The following is a 22790-nucleotide window of genomic DNA, read 5'->3' as shown; positions in this document are numbered from 1 at the left end:
AACGCCGGACCACCGGCGGCCGAACCCTGTCCGCGGCCGGAACTACCCTGCCCGCATGACGCTCGACCTCGCCCGCGACCTGCCCGCCGCACTCACCGACCGCGCCGCCGCCTGGCAGTTGATCACCGACCTCGCCGCCTTCTGGAACGCCCCGCTGCGCCCCGGCGACGGCTGCACCGACGCCGAACTCGACGCCGCCGAGGCCCGCCTCGGCCTGCGCCTGCCCGCCGCCCTGCGCGAGGCCCACCGGCTGCTCGGCAACCGCCCCGACCTCACCGGCAACCACGACACCCTGCTGCCGCCCGCCGAGCTCTACGTCGACCAGGGATGCCTGGTCCACCGGGTCGAGAACCAGGGCTGCGCCTACTGGGGCGTCCCGCTCGCCGCCCTCGGCCAGGACGACCCGCCGACCGTCGTCCGGCCGGACGCCGCGGACCCGGAGACCACCCCGTGGACGGCCCGCCTCTCCACCGAACTCCTGGCCGTCGTCCTCACCGAACCGCTGCTCGACCAGGACGCGTACACCGACGCCGGAGACGTCGACCCCGCCGACCTCACCGACTGGACCGAACTGCCCCGCCTCCACGAACCCGGCGTCGACAGCCGCTTCTTCGCCCGGCCGGACGCCCTGATGCTCGTCCAGGACGGCTCCTGGGCGGCGGTGCGGGCGGTCGGTGAAGAAGCGCTCGACGAACTGTGCGAGGGGCTGCCGGTGTCCTGGCTGAACCACTGACGGACCGTCAGATCGCCTGCTCCCACGCCTCGGTGGCCGCGGCGACCGCGGCCGCGGCCGGGGCGCCGGTGGCCTGGGCGAGGAGTTCCAGGGTGGCGATGACGGTCTCCGGGTTGGCGGCCGGGCCGTAGTGGTTGAGCCGGAGCATGGTGGCGGCCAGCGCGCCGCCCGCCTGGACGGGCAACTGCGGGGCGCGGCGGTGCACTTCGGCGGCCAGGTCGGCCGCGTTGGTGCCCAGCGGGGTGCGCAGCGTGGTGGCGACCGGGGCGGCGTGCTCGGCGCGCCGCACGTACGGGGCGACGGTGCCCAGGGCGAGGGCGCCCGCACGGGTGGCGGCGGCCGCGGCGCGGTGGCGGGCGATGACCGCGTCCAGGGTCTCGGCCTCGATCGCGGCCAGGCACTCCTCCAGCGCCAGCATCTCCAACTGGGCCGGAGCGTGCGGAAGTTGGGTGCGGCCGGCGTCCGTCCAGCGCTCCTTCCAGTCCAGCAGCGAGAGGTAGGAGCGGCGCGGCGCGGCCGGGTTGGCGGCGATCCGCTGCCAGGCCCGCTCGCTCACCGACACCGCCGAGACGCCCGCCGGGCCGCCCATCGCCTTCTGCCCGCCGATCACGCACAGGTCGACGCCCCACTCGTCGGTCAGCAGCGGCTCGGCGGCCACCGAGGCCACCGCGTCCAGCATCAGCAGCGCCCCGTGCCGCCGCACCACCTCGGCGATCGCCGCGACCGGGTTGGTGTTGCCGGTGGCCGCCTCGGCGTGCACCAGCGACACGAAGTCGATCTCCGGGTGCTCGTCCAGCGCCGCCGCGACCTGCTCGGCGCCCACCGCCGTGTCGTACGGCACCGTCAGGTCGACCACCTTCGCCCCGGCGGCGCGCAGCCAGCCGCCGAAGGTCTGCCCGTACGGGCCGGTGACCACGTTCAGCGCGGTCGAACCCGGGTGCGCCGCGCCCTTGATCGCCGCCTCCAGCGGCAGCAGCGCCTCGCCCTGGGTGACGATCACGTCGTTGCGGGTGCGCAGCAGCGCCGCCACCGCGTCCTCGATCGCGGCGAACCGGTCGGCGGTCATCGGGGGGAGGTCGAGCAGCATCCGGGAAGCCTTTCGGTACGGCGGGCGCCGGGACGGACCGGCGGGCGGAGGGTCGCCGTCGAACAGTCTGCCGCACGAAGCCCGCGGGCCCGTGGACGGCGCCGAGTACAGTGCCAGGCATGACAGAGCGTGCGGTGCTGCACATCAAGGGCCGGGTGCTGGTCGGGCCCGAGGACGTCCGGGACGAACTCTGGGCCGTGGACGGGCGGGTGACCTTCGAGCGCCCCGCCGCCGAACCGTCCGCCACCCTCACCGGCTGGGCCCTGCCCGGCCTGGTCGACGCCCACTGCCACGTCGGCCTGGACGCGCACGGCGCCGTCGACCGCGACACCAGCGAGAAGCAGGCGCGCACCGACCGGGACGCCGGAACCCTGCTGATCCGCGACGCCGGGTCCGCCGCCGACACCCGCTGGATCGACGGGCGCGACGACCTCCCGAAGATCATCCGGGCCGGTCGGCACATCGCCCGCACCCGCCGCTACATCCGCAACTACGCCCACGAGATCGAACCCGGCGACCTCGCCGCGTACGTCGCCGCCGAGGCCCGGCGCGGCGACGGCTGGGTCAAGCTCGTCGGCGACTGGATCGACCGCGAGGCGGGCGACCTCACCGCCTGCTGGCCCGGCGACGCCCTCGCCGAAGCCGTCGCCGCCGCCCACGCCGAAGGCGCCCGGGTCACCGCGCACTGCTTCGCCACCGCCTCGCTGCCCGACCTGCTCGCCGCCGGGATCGACTGCGTCGAGCACGCCACCGGCCTCACCGAGGACCTCATCCCCGCCTTCGTCGAACGCGGCGTCGCGATCGTCCCCACCCTCGTCAACATCGCCACCTTCCCCCGGCTCGCCCTCGGCGGCGAGGCCAAGTTCCCCGCCTGGTCCGCCCACATGCGCCGGCTGCACGCCCGCCGCTACGACACCGTCGGCGCCGCGCACGACGCGGGCATCCCCATCTACGTCGGCACCGACGCGGGCGGCTCGCTCGCCCACGGCCTGGTCGCCGAGGAGGCGGCGGAGCTCACCAAGGCCGGACTCACCCCCCTCGAAGCCCTCGCCGCCACGACCTGGTCCGCCCGCGAGTGGCTCGGCCGCCCCGGCCTCACCGAGGGCGCCCCCGCCGACCTCGTCCTCTACGAGGCCGACCCGCGCACCGACCTGCGGGTGCTCGCCGCACCGGCGCACGTGGTGCTCAACGGGCGGGTGGTGTGAGGACGGTGGACGGCGGGCCGTCCGCGGGGCCGACGGACGCGCGGGCGCTCGCCCGCTGGGAGGCGCTGCCCGTCGGGGTGCGCGAGCGGGTCGACGGGGAACTGCTCCGGGGGCGGTACGTCCACGCGGTCGGGCTGCTGCGGGAGGCGGAGGGCAGCGGCGTCGGGGAGGGGCGGCAGCTCCTGGAGGCGCGCCACCGGCAGTTGCGGCCCGCCCCGCCCGACCCCCTCGCGGACGCCGAGGCGCTCACCGGCCGGGTCGCCGCCGCGCTCGGGGTGCCCTTCCGGTCCCGTGCCGAGCAGTCCGGTGCCGGGCGGCCCCGTGCCGAGCGGCCCTGAGACCCTCGTGAACTCCGGTTGTCAGTGCGGCCGATAGGCTTCCGTCATGGCTGCTCGACCCTTGCACGAAGTTGTTGAACCCGGCTGGGCCCAGGCCCTCGCGCCGGTCGCCGGACAGGTCGCCGCGATGGGCGACTTCCTGCGCGCCGAGATCGCGGCCGGCCGGTCCTACCTGCCGCCCGGCCCGCAGGTGCTGCGGGCGTTCCAGCAGCCGTTCGCCGACGTCCGGGTGCTGATCGTCGGCCAGGACCCGTACCCCACGCCCGGGCACGCCGTCGGCCTCAGCTTCTCCGTCGCGCCCGACGTCCGACCGGTGCCGCCCAGCCTGGTCAACATCTACCAGGAGTACTGCCAGGACCTCGGCCTCCCGGCCCCCTCCAACGGCGACCTCACCCCGTGGGCGGACCAGGGCGTGCTGCTGCTCAACCGGGCCCTCACCACCCAGGCCCGCAAGACCAACGGGCACCGCGGCAAGGGCTGGGAGGCCGTCACCGAGCAGGCCATCAAGGCGCTCGCGGCCCGCGGCGGCCCGCTCGTCGCGATCCTGTGGGGCCGCGACGCCCGCGAACTCAAGCCGTGGCTGGGCGAGGTCCCCTGCATCGAGTCCCCGCACCCCAGCCCCTACTCGGCGAGCAGCGGCTTCTTCGGCTCCCGCCCGTTCAGCCGGGCCAACGACCTGCTGGTGCGCCAGGGCGGCCAGCCCGTCGACTGGCGCCTGCCCTAGGCCCCCTCCTGCGGACCGTGGTGTGGTGGTCGGCCGGTCCGTGCGGTGCTCCCGGGCACGGCTGACGCAGGCGGCGACAAGAACGGCGACAGGAGGTGCGTCTTCCTGGACCCTGACGGCACCGGGTCCGACCGGGGCTGGATGTTCGTCATCGTGGCCGGGCCACGAGTTGAAGGAGGTCTTCGTCAAGGAGCCGAAGGGCTGGGGAAGCACGCACCTCGACCGGCCGCCCGTTCTGCTCGACCGGCTGAGGGCCGCGGTCGGCTTCCACGTCTACGGTTCCGCGAACCGCGACGACCTCTTCCCCGCGCCGCTGGTGCTTGACGAGTCCCGGCTGCCGGAGGTCGACGAGGCGTGGGTTCCGGTGCTGACGCCCGACGGCCTCGGGGTCCTCGTCCAGGAGAACTCCGACTAGGAACCGGGGGTCGGGTCCGTGGGGGGCCTGCTGAAAGGTTTCCCCGGTGCCGGATTGCTTCCGGAAATGGTCACTCCAGAACGTCAACCTCACCCGAAGGAGTGAAATGACGCTCCGTGTTGCTGGAGTGACGCACTGTTCGAAGAGACTGGCGGAAGTCGAGAGCGCGAGTCCCCTCCCCGTGCGGTGCGCCGGGTGAGGTCGTGGGTGCGCTCTGCCGTTTCACCACGTGTGGGGGTTTCCTGTCATGTCTGTTCTGCGTTCGGTCGCCGCGTCGGCCCTGGCGGTGTCCGCCCTCACGGTGGGGCTGCCGGTCTCCTCGGCCTCGGCCGCCGATGCCGCCGCCGGTACGCCCGCGAAGCCGGGGAGGGCGAGCGCGGTGACGGCCGAGCTGAGCCTGGACGTGACGCTGCTGAACGCGGTGAACGTGCCGGTCGACGTGTCGCTGAACCGGGTCGAGTCGCCCGCGCAGCGGGACGGGGCGGTGCTGACCGCCAAGGTGGACGGGGTGGACGGCGGGCGGCCGGTGACGCTGGTCAAGGCGGAGGTGGGCCGGTCGGTCACCAAGGTGGACGACCGGCTGGCCTCGGCGTCCGTGAAGCTGGTGGACGCCGACGTGCACGTGCCGGGCCTGCCGCTGACCACGCTGCTCGGGCTGGAGGCGATGAGCGCCCAGGCCAGTTGCCCGGTGGACGGGCAGCCGACGGCCGACGTCACCGCCCCGGCGAAGCTGACGGTGCTGGGCAGGTCGGTCACGGTGGGCCTCAACTCGCCGACCCACGTGGACGTTCCGGCGATCGGCTCGGTGGACGTCGAGTTCGCGAAGAAGACCGTCACCAGCAGCACGGCGGCGGCCTCCGCGCTGGAGGTCAGGATCACGCTGAACCCGCTGAACCTGAACGTGGCGAAGGTGGACGGCACGGTGCGGGTCGCCTCGGTGTCCTGCGAGAAGCCGGTCGCCGCAGTCGTCCCGGCCGCCGCGGTCTCCTCGCCCCCGGCCTCCTCCCCGGCGTCCCCGGCCCCCGCGACCGCGCAGAACCGGGCGGTGCCGAAGGCGGACGGCGAGGAGCTGGCGTACACCGGCTCGTCCGGGACGACGGCGCTGGCGGCGGGCGGCGGGACGCTGCTGGTGGCCGGTGGCGCGGCGGTGTGGATGACGCGGCGGCGGCGGGCGGCGCACGCCCGGCACCGCTGAGGGCTGCGCCGACCGGCCGGGCCGGGCGCCTCGGGGCGCCCGGCCCGGCGTCCGTTCCGCCCCTTCCGTCCCGGAACTGCGTTCGCATCGCGAGACGTTCCTTCTCCGAGGGTGAACCGGCCGCTGCGGACCGTTGGTTCACATGGGCGTTACATAGGAGGAACAACCGGGAAACGGCGGCTTGCAACGCTACGCGGGCACCCACCACCCAAGCAGTGAGGATCACCGCAGTGGCGATCAAGGCCGAGTACATCTGGATCGACGGCACCAAGCCGACCGCGAAGCTCCGTTCCAAGACCCGGGTGCTGCCGAACGCGGACAAGATCCCCACCTGGGGCTTCGACGGCTCGTCGACCAACCAGGCCGAGGGCCACGCCTCCGACCGCGTGCTGGAGCCGGTGAAGGTCGTCAAGGACCCGATCCGCGGCGGTGACAACATCCTCGTGCTGTGCGAGGTGCTGGAGATCGACGGCACCCCGCACGAGACCAACACCCGCGCCGCGCTGCGCGAGGTCGCCGAGCGCTACGCCGCGCAGGAGTCGATCTTCGGCATCGAGCAGGAGTACACCTTCTTCAAGGGCTCCCGCCCGCTCGGCTTCCCGGAGGGCGGCTACCCGGCCCCGCAGGGCGGCTACTACTGCGGCGTCGGCGCCGAGGAGGTCTTCGGCCGCGAGATCGTCGAGCTGCACCTCGACCGCTGCATCGACGCCGGCCTGGCGATCTGCGGCATCAACGCCGAGGTCATGCCCGGCCAGTGGGAGTTCCAGATCGGCCCCGTCGACGCGCTGACCGTCTCGGACGACCTGTGGATCGCCCGCTACCTGCTCTACCGCACCGCCGAGGAGTTCGGCATCGACGCCACCCTGGACGCCAAGCCGGCCCGGGGCGACTGGAACGGCGCGGGCGCGCACACCAACTTCTCCACCAAGGCGATGCGCGAGGGCTACGACGCCATCATCACCGCCTGCGAGTCGCTCGGCGCCTCCCAGGAGAAGGTCCTGGAGCACGTCAACCAGTACGGTGACGACATCCAGTCCCGCCTGACCGGCAAGCACGAGACCGCCCCGTGGAACGTCTACTCCTACGGCGTGTCCAACCGCGGCGCCTCGGTCCGCATCCCGTGGCAGGTCGAGGTGGAGCAGAAGGGCTACATCGAGGACCGCCGCCCGAACGCGAACGTCGACCCGTACGTGGTCACCCGCCTCCTGATCAACACCTGCTGCGAGGCCCTGGAGAAGGCCGGCCAGGTCTGATCCGCCCGTAGGCACGGCACGGCAGCGCCCGCCGGTCCCCGCGAGGGGGACGGCGGGCGTCGCCGTTCCCGGACGGGGTTTCCGGCGTTTGACGGCCGTGTGTCGTACGCCTCACAGCGGGCCGGTGTGCGACGGCGGTGTGTCGTGCGCCTCACCGCCGGGCGGGGCCGGGTGTGCGGCGGTGCGCACGCGGGCCTCACATCCGGACGAAGCCGTGCGTGCGTCCGACGGCGGTGAAGCCGCGCCGGGCGTACCACTGCTGGGGCCAGTCCTCGGCGTCGGCGACCAGGAAGCGCAGGCCGTCGGGGGAGCGGTCGGCGGCCAGCCGCAGGGCGGTGGCGAGGACGGCGTCGGCCAGGCCGCGGCGCTGGCGGTCCTCGGCGGTGGCCAGGTCCTCGACCTGGGCGGTGCCCGCGGCGTCCTGGTACAGGTCGGCCCAGGAGCCGAACTCGCCGTCGACGTCCCGGGCGGCCAGCGTCAGCACCCGCTCGGCGCCCGCGGCGCGGGCGGTGCGGCGGTCCACCAGCTGGGCGATCGACTCGTCCGCGGCCCACGGCAGCCAGCAGCGCCACTGCCGCTCCAGGGCGGGGGCCAGCTCGGCCAGCGTGACCGGCCCGGCGCCGCCGCCGGGCGGGACCGGGCCGCGGTGGACCATCACCACCTCGGTCTCGTGCCGGTACCCGGCGGCCACCAGCCCCGGCGCGAGGGCCAGCGCGGAGGCGTCGTCGAACACCGAGATCCGCCGGTGCCCCAGGTGCCCGAGCACCTCCTCGGCCAGCCCGGCGACGTCGACCCCGCTCGGCGGGGCGTCCAGGACCAGCTGGTTGTGCTCGTGCGAGTACGCGTACTCCTCGCTCAACACGCCGAAGCCGCCCGGCAGTTCCACCACCTCGGCGGCCTGTCGGCGGGCGAAGGCGCGACGGAACTCCAGGGCGACCCGCAGGCTCTCCTCGACCATCGGGCCATCGTAGGCCGCCCCCGCCGTCCGCTTCGAGCGGTTTGCCGGACCGGGCGGGAGGAACGGGGGCGGGTCAGCCGCGGTCCGTCCAGGGGCGGTGGGGCCGGTCAGTCGCGGTCCGTCCAGGGGCGGGCGGCGGCGAAGTCGAGCAGGTCGCGGGTCTTGCAGCGGAAGCGGTCGAAACCGGCGAGCTCCCGCTCCACCCGGGCCGCGGACAGCTCGCCGGTGCCGACCAGGGCCCGGGCCAGCTCGGGCAGCGTCCGCTCCGCGTACCACCGCCGCTTCAGCGCGGCGGTGACCCGGTCGGCGGCGGCCGGGCCGAGCAGGCCGCGGGCCGACAGGTCGGCGAGGAAGCCGCGCAGGTGGACCATCGGCTCGGACAGCGGCGGGTACGGGGCGTCGGCGCCGTGCAGCAGCGTCACCTCGTCGTCGTCGAACTCCCCGGGCCCGGCGTAGCGTTCGTACACCTCGCCGTGGCCGCGCATGCCGAGGTGGCGCAGCTCGGCGGCCCGGATCGCCCCCATCGAGGCCAGGCCCCACACCCGCCAGCCCGCGGCCAGGGCGGTGCGCAGTTCGGCGTGGCCGACCGCGGGGTGGCCGTGGAAGGTGCCGTCGACGATCGCGAGCCGGCCCGGCGGCGCGGTGCGCACCAGTTCCGCGACGTCGCCGCGCCGGGCGGGCGGGCGCAGCTCGACCCGGGGGCCGAACAGGGCGGGCAGGTCGAGTCCGTGGCCGGTCGGGCCGACGTGCAGGACGAGTTCGGGGGTCACCGCGCCCCCCGTCCGGTGCCGGTCAGCGCGGCCAGCCGGGGGCCGACCCGGCGCAGGTCGGGCTGGAAGTGCTCCAGCCCGGGGACGATCACCCGGACCACCGCGAGCGGGGCGAAGCGCCGCGACAGCACCACCCGCAGCACCTGCCGCAGCCCGCGCCGGGCCAGCGCCCCGGTGAGCGCCGCCAGCGCCGCGTCCAGGCCGGTGGCGGCCGCGGCGAGGTCGGGCACCCGCCCGTACGGGACGGGGTCGGCCGGGTCCAGCACCCGGGTGCGGGCGGCCCGGACGGCGCGCCGCTCGGCGCCCCCGGCGTCGCCGTCGCCCCGCGCGGCGAAGCGGGCCGAGCGGTCGGCCAGGTCGTCCCGGCCGCCGTGGATGTACGTCAGCCGGGACTGGGCGGCCTCGGCGAGGGCGCGCACCGCCGCGATGTCGCGCAGCAGGTGCAGGCCGGAGCCGTGCGCCAGTGCCACCGGGGCGTCCGCGTCGGGCTCCAGCACGTACCCGTCGAAGTACGGCAGCCCGAACTCGTTGGGGGTGCAGCGCAGCACGGCCGTCAGCCCGGCCGCCTCGACCTTCTCCCACAGCGCCCGCGGGTCGCCGCCGAGGCCGTCCGGCGGGACGGGGCGCGAGCGGTCGCGCAGCAGGTCGAAGGAGCGGACGTCGCGCTCGATCACCTCGCACAGGCCGTGCACGGTCGCCTCGTCCACCGAGTTGCCGGAGCACAGGCCGTTGGTGCCCGTCCCGAACAGCCGCTGCCCGGGGTTCTCCGCGAACGGGTGGAACACCAGCTCGGCCGGGACGAGCACGCTCCGGCCGGTGGTGACGTCCTCGGCGGGGACACAGGCCAGCGGGCCGTCCGGGTCGACCGGGGCGCCGAGCAGCGGGCACAGGTCGAGGAAGCCGAACTCCGCGCCGGGCTGGGCGGCCACCGCGCGCGGCGTCGACACCACCACCTCGACCTCGCGGTGGCGGTACTCGGCGAGCGCGAACTCGATCGCCTCCATGTACGCCCCGACCCGGGCCTCGTCCGGGTGCGTCCCCTTGCCCGCGTTCACGCACAGCGACTGCGACTCCGGGCGGACGGCGGCGAACACCGGCACGCCGATCCGGTCCAGCCAGGTGGTGTCCGTGACCCGGACGATCCCCAGCTCCCGCGCCGCGGCCCTGGCCCGCTCCAGCGTCCGCGCCGCGGGCACCGTGCGCAGGCTGGACGTCATCCGGTGCACCCGGTCCTACCCCCCCGATCGGTGTGACGGACGGGCCGGTCCCGCGCCCCGCGGGACCGGCCCACCCCGGTGGAACCGTGCGGTCGGTCAGTGCGCGGCGGCCGGAACCACCGCGTCGTCCGAAGCGCCCGCACTGGCCAGACCGGCGTGGTACGCGCCGTGCGCGGCCTCCTCGTCGACCAGCGCGGAGAACCGCTCGACCGTGGCCCCGTCCAGCACGAAACCGGCGAACTGCTTTTCCTGGCCCATCAGTTCGACCCCCTCCCGTCGGCGCCGGAGTGGATCTCCGGCGTGCGGACACACCGTATACGGACCCGGGCCCGCCCGTCCGGCAAAGGGCGACCCCGCCGCCGCTTGAGTCTCTCGCCGGGGGAGACGGCAGGGTGGTGGGCATGGACGACGACGGGCTGCTGACGATCGGCGCGCTGGCGCGGCGCACCGGGCTGACGGTGAAGACCATCAGGTACTACTCGGACACCGGCCTGGTGCCGTCCACCGACCGCACCGCGGCGGGCTACCGGCGCTACGGCGCCGAGGCCCTGGCCAGGCTCGAACTCGTGCGCACGCTACGCGAGCTGGGCCTGGGGCTGGACGCGGTGCGGCGGGTCCTGGAGCGCGAGGAGAGCCTCGCCGAGGTGGCCCGGGCGCACGCCGACGCGCTGGACCTGCAGATCCGCACGCTGCGCCGCCGGCGCGCCGTGCTGCGCACCGTGGCCGCCCGCGGCACCGACCCCGAGGAGACCGCACTGATGCACCGACTGCTCCGACTGTCCGCCGAGGAACGGCGGCGCCTGATCGAGGAGTTCCTCGACGACACCTTCGGCACCGCCGACGCCGACCCCGAACTCGTCGCCCTGCTGCGCACGGCCGCGCCCGACCTGCCCGAGGACCCGAGCACCGAACAGGTCACCGCCTGGGTCGAACTCGCCGAACTCACCCGCGACCAGGACTTCCGGGCCGCCGTCCGCCGGATGGCCGCCTACCAGGCCGAGCAGCGCGCCGAGGGCGACACCACCGGCCTGCACCACGAACTCACCGAGCAGGTACGGGCGGTGGTCACCGGAGCGCTCGCCGCGGGCACCGCTCCCGACAGTCCCGCCGCCGCCACCGCGGTGGCCGCCCTCACCGCCCGCTACGCCGAGGTGTTCGACCGCCCGGACGACGACGCCCTGCGCGGCTGGCTGCTGCACCGCCTGGAGGTGGCCGCCGACCCCCGGGTCGAGCGCTACTGGCAGCTGCTCGCCCGGATCAACGGCTGGCCCGAACCGCCCGAACTGGCGCCCGTGTTCGGCTGGCTCACCGCCGCGCTGCGGGCGGCCGAATCGCCGGGCGCGGGGCGGGCGGCGGGGTAAGCGGGTGCGGGCGGGCGGTCGAGCGGCCGGGTGCGGGGCGGGACGCGGATGACCGGGCGCGGGGCGCTCTACGCTGGGCCCATGGCTGACACCGCGTCCACCGACGCCGACTTCACCCCGCAGGAGCTGGCCCGCGGCCGCGCGCTGCGTCGGGCCCGGCTGCCGTGGGCGCTGGGCGGGCGGCTGGCCTCGCTCGCGCTGAGCGCCGCCCTCGGTCTCACCGCGGCCGGGGCGGGCCTGGTCGGCGCCGTCGGCGGCTGGTTCGGCGGCAGCTGGGCGGCCGAGGTGCTGGCGGGCAGCGCGGCGCTGGTGCTGCTCGGCCGGGCCGTGACGCTGCCGTTCTCGGCCCGGGTGCGGGCCGTCTCCGCCCGGTACGGCCTGGTCACCCAGGGCTGGGCCGGTTGGGCGGTGGACGTGCTGCGCGGCACCGCCGTCGCGCTCGTCCTGTTCCTGCCGCTCGCCCTCGGCCTGTACGCGCTGATCGGCCGCTCGCCCGAGCACTGGTGGCTGCCCGCCGCGGCCGCCGCCGCCCTGCTGACCGTCGCGCTGTCCTTCCTGCACCCGCTGGTCGTCGAACCGCTGTTCAACCGTTTCACCCCGCTGCCCGAGGGCGAACTGCGCACCGCACTACTGGAGTTGGCCCGCCGCGACGGCATCGCGGTGCGCGACGTGCTGGTCGCCGACGCCTCCCGCCGCACCACCGCGCTGAACGCCTACGTCTCCGGGTTCGGCCCGACCCGGCGGATCGTCGTCCACGACACCCTGCTCTCCTCCGCCGAGTCGCGCGAGATCGAACTCGTCGCCGCCCACGAACTCGGCCACGTCAAGCACCGGGACGTCGCCACCGGCACCGCCCTCGGCGCCCTCGGCGCGGCCCTCGTGGTCCCCGTCCTGGCCGCCCTCCTCGCCTGGCGGCCGCTGCTCGACGCGGCCGGGGCCGCCGACGTCCAGGACCCGCGCTCCCTGCCGCTGCTGGCCGCCCTCGCCGCCCTGCTCGGGGCGCTCAGCACCCCCGTGCAGTGCGCCGCCAGCCGCCGCATCGAAGCCCGCGCCGACCGGCACGCCCTCGAACTCACCGGCGACGCGCAGCAGTTCATCGCCATGCAGCGCCGCCTCGCGGTCACCAACGTCGCCGACCCCTACCCGCCGCGCGCCGTCGAACTGCTCCTCGCCACCCACCCCAGCACCGGCCGCCGGATCGCCGCCGCCCGCACCTGGCTCGCCCGGAAGGACGCCGCCTGATGCCCCTCCCGCTGCTGATGCTCGACGTCGACGGCCCGCTCGCCCCGTACGTCGGCTCCCCCTACCGCCGCCCCGAGGGCTACCTCACCCACCGCCTCCCGGTGCGGAGTTGGCAGGAACGCCAGCGCGCGGCGGGCATCCGCACCCCCAAGCCGCTCCGGGTCTGGCTCCACCCCGACCACGGCCCCGCCCTGCGCGCCCTGCCCTACGCGCTCGTCTGGGCCACCACCTGGAAGGACGAGGCCAACCAGCACCTCGCCCCGCTCCTCGGCCTGCCCGAACTCCCGTACGTGGACTGGCCGTCCATGCACCACGGCGACCCCGACGGCCTGCACTGGAAGACCCGCCACCTGGTCGCCTGGGCCGCCGGACGCCCCTTCGCCTGGGTCGACGACGAGATGTCCCCCCGGGACACCGCCTGGATCGCCGCCCACCACCCCGCCCCCGCCCTCACCCTGCCGGTCGACCACCGGTACGGGCTGCGGGCCGCCGATTTCACCGTGCTCACCGACTGGGCCGAGGAGAACGCGAGTTGATCGTCGCCGCACTGCACCGCCACCCCGTCAAGTCGCTGCTCGGCGAGCAGGTCGACCGGGCCCGGATCGACGCGCACGGCCTCGCCGGCGACCGCCGGCACGCCCTGCTCGACCTCACCGACGGCCGGATCGCCAGCGCCAAGGAGCCCCGCACCTGGCGCCGCCTGCTCACGCTGCGGGCGGAGGGCCTGGAGGACGGCGGGGCCCGGATCACCGGCCCGGACGGGGGCGTGCTCGACGACGGCGGGGTCTCCGCGCTGCTCGGGCGGCCGGTGCGGCTGATCGGGGAGCGGCCGGCGGGGGCGAAACTGCGGCGGTCCGTGCCGGAGCAGGTGCTGGCGGCCGGGGTCGAGGCCGAAGTCGACTCCCCGGAGCAGGAGTTCGGCTCGGCGGCGGAGCCCGGCAGCTTCTTCGACTTCGCCCCGCTGCACCTGGTCACCACCGCGAGCCTGGCCGGTGCACCCGCCGCCCGCTACCGGCCCAACCTGGTGATCGACCACGACGGCGAGCCGTACGCGGAGAACGCCTGGATCGGCCGCGAACTCGCCGTCGGGCCCGACCTGCGCCTGCGCGTCATCGCCGCCACCCCCCGCTGCGCGGTCCCCACCCTCCCGCACGGCACCCTGCCCGCCGACCCGGAGGCCCTGCGCCGCCCGGCCCGGGAGAACCGGGTCCGCCCGCTCCCCGCGATGCAGCCGCTCCCGTGCCTGGGCGTCTACGCGCAGGTCCTCGCCCCGGGGGTGGTGGGGGTCGGGGACGCGGTCACGCTCCGCTGAGACGGAACACCATCAGGGGGCCCGGGGAACGGCGGGCTCGGGGCTGCTGCGGGTTCATTGCCGGTGCGTGCCATGGGCTTCGGGTTCTGTTACCGCGGCCCGAAGCAGCACGGACACTCCGGTGGGCTCCGGCCGCCAGCAGCTCGGACTCGCCGTTCCCCGAGCCCCTGATGGTGCATCCCGTCGTCCTTCCCGGGCCCTTGAATGCGCGCCCTGGTTCAGAGGGCCTGGTGCAGCGCGGCGAGGAAGGCGTCGGTGGTGGCCGGGTCGCGGACGGCGATGCGGAGCCAGTCGGGGCCGAGGCCGGGGAAGGTGTCGCCGCGGCGGACGGCGTAGCCGACTTCGCGGAGGCGGGTGCGGACGGCGGTGGCGCCGGGGAGGTGGACGAGGACGAAGGAGGACGCCGGGGCGCCGTGGACGCGCAGGCCGGGGACGGTGGCGAGGCCGGCCAGCAGGTGGTCGCGGTGGGCGGCGGTGGTGCGGGCGGCGCGGTCGGCCTCGGCGAGGGCGGCGGGGGCGGAGCAGATCTCGGCGGCGGCGAGGGCGGGGGTGGAGACGGGCCACAGCGGCTGGGCGGCGGCGAGGGCGGCGACGAGCGGGGCGGGGGCCAGCAGGTAGCCGATCCGCAGCCCGGCCAGGCCCCAGGTCTTGGTGAGGCTGCGCAGGACGACGACCTCGCCGGGCAGGTCGCGGACGGCCGCCAGGCTCTGGCGCTCGCCGGGGTCGGTGTCGATGAAGGCCTCGTCGACGACCAGGGTGCGCCCGGGTCGGGCCAGCTCGGCGAGGGCGGCGGCGGGGTGGAGGATGGAGGTGGGGTTGGTGGGGTTGCCGACCACCACCAGGTCGGCGTCCTCGGGCACGGCCCCGGGCCGCAGGCGGAAGCCGTGCTCCGGCGTGAGGAGGACGCGGTGGACGGGGTGTCCGGCGTCGCGCAGGGCCGCTTCGGGCTCGGTGAACTGCGGGTGGACGACGGTCGCGCGGCGCGGCCGCAGGACGCGGGCGAGCAGGACGAACGCCTCGGCGGCGCCCGCGGTGAGCAGGACCTCCTCGACGGGGCGGCCGTGCCGGGCGGCGACGGCGGCGCGGGCGGCGGTGCCGTCGGGGTAGGCGGCGAGGTCGGCGAGGGTGGCGGCGAGGTGGGCGTGCAGCCAGGGCGGCGGAGTGCCGGTGCGGACGTTGACGGCGAGGTCGACCAGCCCGGCGGAGCGCACTTCGGCGTCGCCGTGATGGCGCAGATCGGGCTGCCGGTTCACCTGTTGTCCTCCTGGGGGCGGTGCGGTGGGCGCCGCGGGCGGGGCGGCGAGCGCCGCGGTGGCCGCGGCGGTGGCGGTGCGCGGCGCGAGCAGGCGTGCGCCGGGTCCGGCCGAGACGAGGGCGGCGGCCTCGGCGACGCTGGGGGTGCCGACGGCGGCGGCGACCCGGGCGGAGCCGCCGGGCACCTGCGCGGCGGCCAGCACGGCGGCCGGGTGACCGGTCAGCGGGACGCCCAACTCCCGTGCGGCGGCCTGCAGTCCGGGTTCGAACAGCTTGCCGTCGAGGGTGGCGACCAGGGCGACGGCGGTGCGGTCGAGGCCGTGGGCGGCGAGGGCCGCGTCGGCGGCGCGGAGCAGCTCGGCGGCGGGGGTGCCGCGGCGCAGTCCGAGGCCGAGCACCAGGCGGGGGGCGCATGCCGGGGTGCGGGGTGCGCCGTCCGCCACGCCCGGCCCTCCCTGTCCGCTGTGCCCGTGCGGGCCCGTGCCGCCGGGCCGCGAGAATCCCACCATGTCGGTCCGAGCAGGGTCAATCGGGACAGGTGTGAGAAGCGTCGCCCGGCTGGCCGAAAAGCGCCGACGGGCCGAAGTTGCACAGCCAACCGTTCGCCTTTTCTTCATGTCCGGCGGCATTCGGCGGCCACGGACCCCGCCCTAGCGTTTCCGGCGCTCCACCCCTGTCCGGTACTTCCCCCGCTCCGGAGGACCTTCCGTCATGTCCGTTCAGCTCAGCAGCCGCGCCAAGCGCCGGCTGACCGCGATCGGCAGCACCGTCGCCCTCACCGCCGCCTCCCTCGGCCTGTGGGCCGCCACCGGTTCGACCGCGCAGGCCGCCGGTCTGCCGACCCCCGACCACGTGGTCGTCGTGGTGATGGAGAACCACGCGTACAGCCAGGTCATCGGCAGCTCCAGCGCCCCGTACCTGAACAACACGCTCAAGGCGGGCGGCGCCAACCTGACCCAGTCGTACGGCCTGACCCACCCGTCGGAGCCGAACTACTACATGCTGTTCTCCGGCTCCAACCAGGGCCGCACGGACGACAGTTGCGTGAGCGTCGGCTCGATGACGGCCCCGAACCTGGGCTCCGAGCTGATCGCCGCGGGCAAGACCTGGGGCTCGTACAACGAGGGCCTGCCCAGCCAGGGCTCCACGGTCTGCTCCAACTCCAGCGGCAAGTACGCGCAGAAGCACAACCCCTGGTTCGGCTTCTCCAACGTGCCGACCAACACCGCGTACACCATGGCGCAGTTCCCGACCGACTACACCCAGCTGCCGAAGGTCTCCTTCGTGGTGCCGAACCTGTGCAACGACATGCACGACTGCTCGGTGACCACCGGCGACACCTGGATCAAGAACAACCTGAGCGCCTACGCGACCTGGGCGCAGACCCACAACAGCATCCTGATCGTCACCTTCGACGAGGACAACAGCCTCTCCGGCAACCGGATCCCGACCGTGATCTACGGGCAGCACGTCACCCCGGGCTCCAGCACCGCCACCACCTACAACCACTACAACGTGCTGCGCACCCTGGAGGACCTGGCGGGCCTGACCACCCACGCGGGCAACGCCGCCTCGGCCACCGACATCACCGGCATCTGGAACTGACAGCCGATGTACCTCGCGGACGCCCGCTCCACGAAGAGTGACCGCGCCGCGGACGCCGCCCCGGACCCCCGTCCGGGGCGGCGGGCCGCCGCCGTCCCCGGCACCGTGCTCGCGCTCGGTGCGGTCAGCCTGGTCACCGACGTCTCCTCCGAGATGGTCAGCGCGGTGCTGCCGCTGTACGTGGTCAGCGCGCTGGGCCTGTCCCCGCTCGGCTTCGGCCTGCTCGACGGCATCAACAACGGCGTCGGCGCGCTGGTGCGGCTGCTCGGCGGCCACCTCGCCGACCGCGGCGGCCGCGGCCACAAGCTGGTCGCCGGGCTCGGCTACGGCCTGTCGGCGCTGTGCAAGCCGCTGCTGCTGCTGGTCCACACCCTGCCGCTGATCAGCGGCGTCCTGGCGGTCGACCGCACCGGCAAGGGCCTGCGCACCGCCCCGCGGGACGCGATGATCTCGCTGGCCACCGCGCCCGAGCACCGCGGCCGGGCGTTCGGCGTGCACCGCGCGATGGACACCACCGGCGCGCTGATCGGCCCGCTGCTGGCCTTCGCGGTGCTGCGGGTCGCCGACGACCGGGCCGAACGCTCCGGCTACGGCGCGGTGTTCACGGTCTCCGGCTGCGTCGCGGTGCTCGGCGTGCTGCTGCTGGTGCTGTTCGTCCCCGGCCGGATCACCCGGGCCGGCCTCCCGGCCGCCGACCCGGCCGCGCCCGGGCCCACGCTGCGCGACGCGCTGGCGCTGCTGCGCCGCCCCGCGCTGCGCCGGCTCACCCTGGCGGCCGTGCTGCTCGGCCTGACCACCGTCAGCGACTCCTTCCTGTACCTGCTGCTGCAGCGCGAACTCGACCTGCCCGCGCACCTGTTCCCGCTGCTGCCGCTGGGCACCGCCGCGGTCTTCCTGCTGCTGGCCGTCCCGCTCGGCCTGGTCGCCGACCGGATCGGCCGCCGCACCCTGTTCCTACTCGGTCACGCCGTCCTGCTCGGCGGCTACGCGGTCGTGCTGTCCCCGCTGCACGGGGTGCCCGCCGCGGCGACCGTCCTGCTGCTGCACGGCACCTTCTACGCCGCCACCGACGGCGTGCTGGCCGCCGCCACCGCCGCGACCGTCCCCGACGGGCAGCAGGGCGCCGGGCAGGCCCTGGTCGGCACCGGCCAGGCGCTGGCCCGCTTCGCCTGCTCGCTGGCCTTCGGCGCCGCCTGGTCGCTCTGGGGCCCCCGCCCCGCGCTCGCCGTCACCGCGGCGGCCCTCGCCGCGGCCGCCCTCGCCGCGACCCTCCTGCTGCGCCCCGCGACCCCCGCCGCCACCCGCTGAACACCCGCCCGGAGGGCCCCCGATGACCGCTCCCGCCACCGCCGACCCCGTCCCCGCCCAGACGCCCGGGCCCGGGCCGGACGGCTCCTCCCCGCTGCGCCGCAAACTCCTCGTGCTGCTGGTCGCGGTGCTGCTGCTGGCCGGGGTCGGCATCGGCGCCGTCCGGTACGCCGCGGACCGCGCCGACCGGCGCGACCAGGAGCAGGCGGGCGGGCCGCCGGTGCACGAGGGCACGCTCTCGCTGGACGCGGCGGGCGGCCGCCGCCTGCTGGTGCGCAACCTGGCCTGGGGCCCGCACCGCGACGAGATCGCCGCGGTGCCCGCCGACGCCCCGGACGGCCCGCGCACCGCGTCCGGCGTCACGTGCCTGCGCTTCCACGCCGCCGCGGGCACCGGCATCTGCCTGCAGGCCGAGCACGGCGCCCTGGACGACACGTACCACGCCTCGGTGCTGGACGCCTCGCTGCACGAGGTCAGGCGCTTCCCCGCCCCCGGCATCCCGACCCGGGCCCGGGTCTCACCGTCCGGACACCTGGTCGGCTGGACGGTGTTCGTCAGCGGCGACTCGTACGCGGGCACCGACTTCTCCACCCGCACCGCGATCGTCGACACCCGCAGCTGGCAGTTCTACGACAACCTGGAGAACTTCCGACTGGTCGAGGACGGGCACCCGGTGCAGGCCGCCGACGTCAACGTCTGGGGCGTCACCTTCGCCGACGACAACGCCTTCTACGCGACGGTCGCCACCGGCGGCCGGACCCACCTGGTCAGGGGCGACCTCGCCGCCCGCACCCTCACCACCCTGCACCAGAACGTCGAGTGCCCCTCGCTCTCCCCGGACGGCACCCGCATCGCCTACAAGAAGCGGGTGGACGGCGCCGACCCGGCCGCGCCCTGGCGGCTGTACGTGCTCGACCTCGCCACCATGACCGAGACCGCGACCGCCGAGCAGCGCAACATCGACGACCAGGCGCTGTGGGCCGACGACCGCACCCTGCTCTACTCGATGCCCGGCGACTACGGCTCCGACCTGTGGACCGTCCCCGCCGACGGCACCGGCACCCCCGCCGTCCTGCTCCGCTCCGCGGTCGCCCCCGCCTACCTGGGCTGACGTCCCGGTCGCGGGTCACGGGGGAGGGTAGATTCCCCGGGCATGACCGTACTGATCGAGACCGTGTCCGAACCGACCCCCGGACTGGTGGCCGCTTTCGCCCGACTGCTGCCCCAACTCTCCTCCTCCGCACAGCCGTTGGACGGGGCAGGGCTGGCCCGGGTGCTGGCGTCCGACGCGACGACGCTGCTCGTGGCCCGGCTGGACGGCGCGATCGTCGGCGCCCTTGCCCTGGTGGTGGTCCCGCTGCCGACCGGCAGCCGCGCGCACATCGAGGACGTGGTGGTGGACGCGGCGGCCCGGGGCCACGGCGTCGGCGCGCAACTGATCGACCGGGCGCTGGAGTTGGCCACCGAGGCGGGTGCGCGCACCGTCGACCTCACCTCGCGCCCGTCCCGGGAGGCCGCGAACCGGCTCTACGAGCGGGCCGGGTTCGTCCGCCGGGAGTCGGCCGTCTACCGCTACACGCCCGCACGAGAAGGCAGTTGACGGTACGTCAGCTGCGGCCGGCGCGCCAGCGTTCCATCAGCAGGGGCAGTTCCGCCCGCAGGAAGGCGAAGAACTCCAGCGACTCGGTGAGCCGCCGCCCGGCCGGGGTGTCCGGACCGAGCGCCTCGATGCCCTCGGTCAGGCCGGACTCCCAGCGGGCCAGGGTGCGGTCGCGACTGGCGGTGAGCTCGTACCAGACGTGGTCGTGGACGCGGTAGCGGTCGCGGCGCGAGCCGGGTTCGCGCTCCCGGCCGACCAGGCCGACGGGCACCAGGTAGCGGACCGCGCCGGAGACCGCGGCGGGGGAGACCTGCAGCAGTTCGCCCAGTTCGGCGGAGGTCAGCCGGCCGGAGTCGGAGGTCAGCAGGGCGGTGAACACCCGGGCGGGCATCCGCGGGAACCCGGAGTCCACCAGCACGGCGGCGAACCGCTCCACGAACTCGGCCACCACCGCCGGATCCCGCCGCCCGTCCCCGCCCGCCCCGTCCACCCCACCCGCCCCGTCCACCCCGTGCGCCTCGCCCACGCCGTCCGCCTTCCGCCGCCGTCCCGGTGCCCCCGACACCCGTGGAGATCCGGGACTTTCGGTAACTTCACGAATCTGTGAAACAAGAGTAGCTTCGACGGCATGACAACCGCCATCTCGGTGTCCGGCCTGGTCAAGACCTTCGGCCGCACCCGCGCCCTGGACGGCTTGGACCTCACGGTCGAGCAGGGCGAGGTCCACGGGTTCCTGGGGCCCAACGGCTCCGGCAAGTCCACCACCATCCGCGTCCTGCTCGGCCTGCTGCGCGCCGACTCCGGCACCGCCGTCCTGCTCGGCGGCGACCCCTGGCGGGACGCGGTGCCGCTGCACCGCCGACTCGCCTACGTCCCCGGCGACGTGACGCTGTGGCGCAACCTCTCCGGCGGGGAGGCGATCGACCTGCTCGGGCGGCTGCGCGGCGGGCTGGACCCGGCCCGCCGGGCGGCGCTGCTGGAACGCTTCGAGCTCGACCCGACCAAGAAGGGCCGCGCCTACTCCAAGGGCAACCGGCAGAAGGTCGCCCTGGTCGCCGCGTTCGCCTCCGACGTCGACCTGCTGATCCTGGACGAGCCGACCTCCGGACTGGACCCGCTGATGGAGGAGGTCTTCCGCGACTGCGTCGCCGAGGCCCGCGACCGCGGCGCCACCGTGCTGCTCTCCAGCCACATCCTGTCCGAGGTGGAGGCCCTCTGCGACCGGGTCTCGATCATCCGGGCCGGGCGCACCGTGGAGACCGGCACCCTCGCCGACCTGCGGCACCTCACCCGCACCTCGATCGACGCCGAACTCGCCGGGCCCCCGCCCCGCCCCGACTACGTCCACGACCTGGCCGTCGACGGCCACCGGCTGCGCTGCCAGGTCGACACCGACCGGCTCGGCGACCTGCTCACCGCGCTCAACGCCGTCGGCCTGCGCACCCTCACCAGCCGCCCGCCCACCCTGGAGGAGCTCTTCCTCCGCCACTACGAGGGCGACCCCGGCGGACCCGGCGGACCGGGCGAGCCCGCCGCGGCGGTCGTCCGATGAGCGGCCACGCCCTGGACGCCCCCGGCGGCCACGGCCTCACCGGCACCGGCGTCCTCTACCGCCTCGCCCTGCGCCGCGACCGGATCGCCCTGCCGGTGTGGGTGTACCTCGGCACCGCCATGGTCGCCTCCACCGTCTTCTCCTTCCGCAAGCTGTACGCCGACGAGGACTCCCGGCGGACCTTCGCGGCCGGGATCGACGGCAACGGCTCGCTGCGCGCCCTGTACGGCCCGGTCTTCGACGGCTCCACCACCGGCGGGCTGACCGCCTGGCGGATGGGCGTCTTCGGGGCGGTGCTGGCCGCCCTGATGTCGACCCTGCTGGTCGTCCGGCACACCCGCGCCGAGGAGGAGGACGGCCGCCTGGAGCTGGTCGGCGCGGGCGCCGTCGGCCGCCGGGCCCCGCTCGCCGCCGCCCTCTGCGCCGCGCTCACCGCGAACGCCGCGCTGGCCGCCCTGGTCGCCGCCGCCCTGCTGGCGGCCGGTCAGAGCGCCGCCGGAGCGCTCGCGTTCGGGCTCGCGCTCGGCACCACGGGCCTGTTCTTCGCCGCGCTCGCCGCCGTCACCGCCCAGCTCGCCGAGACCGCTCGGGCCGCCAACGGCCTGGCCGGGGCGGCCATCGGCGCCGCCTTCGTGGTGCGGGCGATCGGCGACGCGGGCAGCGGCACCTCCTGGATCAGCTGGCTCTCCCCGATCGGCTGGGCCGAGCAGGTCCGCGCGTTCGCCGGGAACCGCTGGTGGGTCCTGCTGCTGCCGCTGGCCGGAGCCGCCCTGCTCACCGCCCTGGCCCGCACCCTGGTCGCCCGCCGCGACCTCGGTGCCGGACTGCTCCCGCAGCGCCCCGGCCCGGCCGCGGCGGCGCCCGCCCTGGCGAGCGCCGCCGCCCTGGCCCGCCGCCTGCAGCGCGGCCCGCTGCTCGGCTGGACGCTGGCCCTCGCGGCCGCCGGTGCGGTCTTCGGCGGCGTCGCCAAGGGCGTGGTCGACCTGATCGGCGACAACCAGCAGATGGCCGAGGTGCTGGCCCGGATGGGCGGCCAGCAGGGCGTGCTGAACGCCTACCTGTCCAGCATCGCCACCGTGTTCGGCATGGTCAGTGCCGTGTACGCCGTCCAGGCGGTGCTGCGGATGCGCGCCGAGGAGGTCTCCGGCCGGGCCGAACCGGTCCTCGCGGGCGCCGTCTCCCGGCTGCGCTGGGCCGCCGGGCACCTGCTCTTCCCGCTGCTGGGCACCGCCCTGCTGCTGGCCGCCGCAGGTCTCACCGCGGGCCTGGCCGAGGGACTGGCCCTGGGCCACGGCACCGGCGGCGCGGTCGGCCGGATGCTCGGCGCCGCCCTCGTCCAACTGCCCGCGGTCTGGCTCACCGCGGCCGCCGCCCTCGCCGGGTACGCCCTGCTGCCGCACTGGGCGGCCGCGGGCTGGACCGGGTTCGGCGTGTTCGTGCTGGTCGCCTGGCTCGGTCCGATCCTGCAACTCCCGCAGGGCGTCCTCGACCTCTCCCCGTTCAGCCACCTCCCGCACCTGCCCGGAGGCCACCTCGACGCCGCCCCGCTGCTGTGGATCACCGCCCTGACCGCCCTCACCACGGCCGCCGCCCTGACCGCGCTGCGCCGCCGCGACCTGGGCTGAGCCGCGGCCCGGGCCGCGGTGCGGACGGGCCGGGGG

At 75.6% G+C, this 22790-nt stretch carries 24 protein-coding genes; 17 read left to right on the top strand and 7 right to left on the bottom strand.

Going from position 1 to position 22790, the window contains the following annotated elements; all coding sequences use genetic code 11:
- Positions 1–55 precede the first annotated feature (55 nt).
- Complete coding sequence (locus QSK52_RS08520; protein WP_285735307.1) at positions 56–733, top strand: SMI1/KNR4 family protein; 678 nt, start codon at positions 56–58, stop codon at positions 731–733.
- A gap of 7 nt (positions 734–740) precedes the next feature.
- On the opposite strand, the gene QSK52_RS08515 is transcribed toward QSK52_RS08520, so the two are convergent.
- Positions 741–1820, bottom strand: a complete 1080-nt coding sequence (locus tag QSK52_RS08515) for a pyridoxal-phosphate-dependent aminotransferase family protein (protein ID WP_285735306.1) — start codon at positions 1818–1820, stop codon at positions 741–743.
- 119 nt (positions 1821–1939) lie between these two features.
- On the opposite strand from QSK52_RS08515, the gene QSK52_RS08510 reads away from it, so the two are divergent.
- From QSK52_RS08510 to glnII, 6 genes are all read left to right on the top strand, one after another.
- Complete coding sequence (locus tag QSK52_RS08510) at positions 1940–3025, top strand: amidohydrolase family protein (RefSeq protein WP_285735305.1); 1086 nt, start codon at positions 1940–1942, stop codon at positions 3023–3025.
- Positions 3022–3363, top strand: coding sequence for a hypothetical protein (locus QSK52_RS08505; protein WP_285735304.1), 342 nt, complete (start codon positions 3022–3024; stop codon positions 3361–3363). The genes QSK52_RS08510 and QSK52_RS08505 overlap by 4 nt, the downstream gene beginning before the upstream one ends.
- A gap of 46 nt (positions 3364–3409) precedes the next feature.
- Entirely contained in the window at positions 3410–4087 is a 678-nt protein-coding gene (locus QSK52_RS08500; protein WP_285735303.1) for a uracil-DNA glycosylase, read from the top strand.
- Between the two features lie 169 nt (positions 4088–4256).
- Positions 4257–4502, top strand: coding sequence for a DUF6210 family protein (locus QSK52_RS08495; protein ID WP_285735302.1), 246 nt, complete (start codon positions 4257–4259; stop codon positions 4500–4502).
- Positions 4503–4749: 247 nt separating this feature from the next.
- Entirely contained in the window at positions 4750–5697 is a 948-nt protein-coding gene (locus QSK52_RS08490) for an SCO1860 family LAETG-anchored protein (RefSeq protein ID WP_285735301.1), read from the top strand.
- 230 nt (positions 5698–5927) lie between these two features.
- Complete coding sequence (glnII, locus tag QSK52_RS08485; RefSeq protein WP_285735455.1) at positions 5928–6950, top strand: glutamine synthetase; 1023 nt, start codon at positions 5928–5930, stop codon at positions 6948–6950.
- A gap of 196 nt (positions 6951–7146) precedes the next feature.
- On the opposite strand, the gene QSK52_RS08480 is transcribed toward glnII, so the two are convergent.
- From QSK52_RS08480 to QSK52_RS08465, 4 genes are all read right to left on the bottom strand, one after another.
- Positions 7147–7908: a GNAT family N-acetyltransferase gene (locus QSK52_RS08480; RefSeq protein ID WP_285735300.1), complete on the bottom strand. Its 762-nt coding sequence runs from the start codon at positions 7906–7908 to the stop codon at positions 7147–7149.
- Between the two features lie 107 nt (positions 7909–8015).
- Positions 8016–8678 carry a TfuA-like protein gene (locus QSK52_RS08475; protein ID WP_285735299.1) on the bottom strand — a complete coding sequence of 221 codons (663 nt, stop codon included), beginning with the start codon at positions 8676–8678 and terminating at the stop codon, positions 8016–8018.
- Positions 8675–9895 (bottom strand): YcaO-like family protein, encoded by a 1221-nt coding sequence (locus QSK52_RS08470; RefSeq protein WP_285735298.1) that lies wholly within the window; start codon positions 9893–9895, stop codon positions 8675–8677. The genes QSK52_RS08475 and QSK52_RS08470 overlap by 4 nt, the downstream gene beginning before the upstream one ends.
- A gap of 96 nt (positions 9896–9991) precedes the next feature.
- Positions 9992–10153, bottom strand: coding sequence for a hypothetical protein (locus QSK52_RS08465; RefSeq protein WP_285735297.1), 162 nt, complete (start codon positions 10151–10153; stop codon positions 9992–9994).
- A gap of 143 nt (positions 10154–10296) precedes the next feature.
- Here QSK52_RS08465 and QSK52_RS08460 point away from each other — a divergent pair, with 143 nt between their 5' ends.
- From QSK52_RS08460 to QSK52_RS08445, 4 genes are all read left to right on the top strand, one after another.
- Positions 10297–11256 carry a MerR family transcriptional regulator gene (locus QSK52_RS08460; RefSeq protein WP_285735296.1) on the top strand — a complete coding sequence of 320 codons (960 nt, stop codon included), beginning with the start codon at positions 10297–10299 and terminating at the stop codon, positions 11254–11256.
- A gap of 81 nt (positions 11257–11337) precedes the next feature.
- The gene (locus QSK52_RS08455; RefSeq protein ID WP_285735295.1) at positions 11338–12498 is read left to right on the top strand and encodes a M48 family metallopeptidase; all 1161 of its coding nucleotides are present in this window, start codon (positions 11338–11340) and stop codon (positions 12496–12498) included.
- Positions 12498–13034, top strand: a complete 537-nt coding sequence (locus tag QSK52_RS08450) for a hypothetical protein (RefSeq protein WP_285735294.1) — start codon at positions 12498–12500, stop codon at positions 13032–13034. The genes QSK52_RS08455 and QSK52_RS08450 overlap by 1 nt, the downstream gene beginning before the upstream one ends.
- Positions 13031–13810, top strand: coding sequence for an MOSC domain-containing protein (locus QSK52_RS08445; RefSeq protein WP_285735293.1), 780 nt, complete (start codon positions 13031–13033; stop codon positions 13808–13810). Before QSK52_RS08450 ends, QSK52_RS08445 begins: the two co-directional genes overlap by 4 nt.
- Before the next feature lie 218 nt (positions 13811–14028).
- Here the strand turns inward: QSK52_RS08445 and cobC are convergent, their stop codons facing one another.
- Positions 14029–15573 (bottom strand): Rv2231c family pyridoxal phosphate-dependent protein CobC, encoded by a 1545-nt coding sequence (cobC, locus tag QSK52_RS08440; RefSeq protein ID WP_435053193.1) that lies wholly within the window; start codon positions 15571–15573, stop codon positions 14029–14031.
- A 202-nt stretch (positions 15574–15775) separates the two neighbouring features.
- Here cobC and QSK52_RS08435 point away from each other — a divergent pair, with 202 nt between their 5' ends.
- The 4 genes from QSK52_RS08435 to QSK52_RS08420 are packed head-to-tail and all read left to right on the top strand — an operon-like array spanning position 15776 to position 19577.
- Positions 15776–16669 carry an alkaline phosphatase family protein gene (locus tag QSK52_RS08435; RefSeq protein WP_285735291.1) on the top strand — a complete coding sequence of 298 codons (894 nt, stop codon included), beginning with the start codon at positions 15776–15778 and terminating at the stop codon, positions 16667–16669.
- A gap of 6 nt (positions 16670–16675) precedes the next feature.
- The gene (locus QSK52_RS08430; protein ID WP_285735290.1) at positions 16676–17977 is read left to right on the top strand and encodes an MFS transporter; all 1302 of its coding nucleotides are present in this window, start codon (positions 16676–16678) and stop codon (positions 17975–17977) included.
- A 22-nt stretch (positions 17978–17999) separates the two neighbouring features.
- Entirely contained in the window at positions 18000–19088 is a 1089-nt protein-coding gene (locus tag QSK52_RS08425; protein ID WP_285735289.1) for a TolB family protein, read from the top strand.
- 42 nt (positions 19089–19130) lie between these two features.
- A complete protein-coding gene (locus QSK52_RS08420) occupies positions 19131–19577 on the top strand; it encodes a GNAT family N-acetyltransferase (protein WP_285735288.1) in 447 nt (148 codons plus the stop codon).
- A 7-nt stretch (positions 19578–19584) separates the two neighbouring features.
- Here the strand turns inward: QSK52_RS08420 and QSK52_RS08415 are convergent, their stop codons facing one another.
- A complete protein-coding gene (locus tag QSK52_RS08415; protein WP_435053191.1) occupies positions 19585–20103 on the bottom strand; it encodes a GbsR/MarR family transcriptional regulator in 519 nt (172 codons plus the stop codon).
- 102 nt (positions 20104–20205) lie between these two features.
- Between QSK52_RS08415 and QSK52_RS08410 the strand changes: the two genes are divergently transcribed.
- The gene (locus QSK52_RS08410; protein ID WP_285735287.1) at positions 20206–21129 is read left to right on the top strand and encodes an ABC transporter ATP-binding protein; all 924 of its coding nucleotides are present in this window, start codon (positions 20206–20208) and stop codon (positions 21127–21129) included.
- Positions 21126–22754 carry an ABC transporter permease gene (locus QSK52_RS08405; RefSeq protein ID WP_285735286.1) on the top strand — a complete coding sequence of 543 codons (1629 nt, stop codon included), beginning with the start codon at positions 21126–21128 and terminating at the stop codon, positions 22752–22754. Before QSK52_RS08410 ends, QSK52_RS08405 begins: the two co-directional genes overlap by 4 nt.
- The last annotated feature ends 36 nt before the right edge of the window (positions 22755–22790 follow it).

It is taken from the genome of Kitasatospora phosalacinea (assembly GCF_030268885.1).
Taxonomy (GTDB): domain Bacteria; phylum Actinomycetota; class Actinomycetes; order Streptomycetales; family Streptomycetaceae; genus Kitasatospora; species Kitasatospora phosalacinea_C.
The sequence above is the reverse complement of the archived record's forward strand: the minus strand, read 5'-3'. Positions and strand labels throughout refer to the sequence as shown.

What these genes read in the sequence shown, in the direction of transcription:
- QSK52_RS08450 (WP_285735294.1), top strand. Translation starts at nt 12,498, where the DNA reads ATGCCCCTCCCGCTGCTGATGCTCGACGTCGACGGCCCGCTCGCCCCG.
- QSK52_RS08420 (WP_285735288.1), top strand. Translation starts at nt 19,131, where the DNA reads ATGACCGTACTGATCGAGACCGTGTCCGAACCGACCCCCGGACTGGTG.
- QSK52_RS08435 (WP_285735291.1), top strand. Translation starts at nt 15,776, where the DNA reads ATGTCCGTTCAGCTCAGCAGCCGCGCCAAGCGCCGGCTGACCGCGATC.
- QSK52_RS08470 (WP_285735298.1), bottom strand. Translation starts at nt 9,895, where the DNA reads ATGACGTCCAGCCTGCGCACGGTGCCCGCGGCGCGGACGCTGGAGCGG.
- QSK52_RS08425 (WP_285735289.1), top strand. Translation starts at nt 18,000, where the DNA reads ATGACCGCTCCCGCCACCGCCGACCCCGTCCCCGCCCAGACGCCCGGG.
- QSK52_RS08410 (WP_285735287.1), top strand. Translation starts at nt 20,206, where the DNA reads ATGACAACCGCCATCTCGGTGTCCGGCCTGGTCAAGACCTTCGGCCGC.
- QSK52_RS08500 (WP_285735303.1), top strand. Translation starts at nt 3,410, where the DNA reads ATGGCTGCTCGACCCTTGCACGAAGTTGTTGAACCCGGCTGGGCCCAG.
- QSK52_RS08405 (WP_285735286.1), top strand. Translation starts at nt 21,126, where the DNA reads ATGAGCGGCCACGCCCTGGACGCCCCCGGCGGCCACGGCCTCACCGGC.
- QSK52_RS08480 (WP_285735300.1), bottom strand. Translation starts at nt 7,908, where the DNA reads ATGGTCGAGGAGAGCCTGCGGGTCGCCCTGGAGTTCCGTCGCGCCTTC.
- QSK52_RS08455 (WP_285735295.1), top strand. Translation starts at nt 11,338, where the DNA reads ATGGCTGACACCGCGTCCACCGACGCCGACTTCACCCCGCAGGAGCTG.
- QSK52_RS08520 (WP_285735307.1), top strand. Translation starts at nt 56, where the DNA reads ATGACGCTCGACCTCGCCCGCGACCTGCCCGCCGCACTCACCGACCGC.
- QSK52_RS08460 (WP_285735296.1), top strand. Translation starts at nt 10,297, where the DNA reads ATGGACGACGACGGGCTGCTGACGATCGGCGCGCTGGCGCGGCGCACC.
- QSK52_RS08465 (WP_285735297.1), bottom strand. Translation starts at nt 10,153, where the DNA reads ATGGGCCAGGAAAAGCAGTTCGCCGGTTTCGTGCTGGACGGGGCCACG.
- cobC (WP_435053193.1), bottom strand. Translation starts at nt 15,573, where the DNA reads ATGGTGGGATTCTCGCGGCCCGGCGGCACGGGCCCGCACGGGCACAGC.
- QSK52_RS08430 (WP_285735290.1), top strand. Translation starts at nt 16,676, where the DNA reads ATGTACCTCGCGGACGCCCGCTCCACGAAGAGTGACCGCGCCGCGGAC.
- QSK52_RS08490 (WP_285735301.1), top strand. Translation starts at nt 4,750, where the DNA reads ATGTCTGTTCTGCGTTCGGTCGCCGCGTCGGCCCTGGCGGTGTCCGCC.
- QSK52_RS08515 (WP_285735306.1), bottom strand. Translation starts at nt 1,820, where the DNA reads ATGCTGCTCGACCTCCCCCCGATGACCGCCGACCGGTTCGCCGCGATC.
- QSK52_RS08510 (WP_285735305.1), top strand. Translation starts at nt 1,940, where the DNA reads ATGACAGAGCGTGCGGTGCTGCACATCAAGGGCCGGGTGCTGGTCGGG.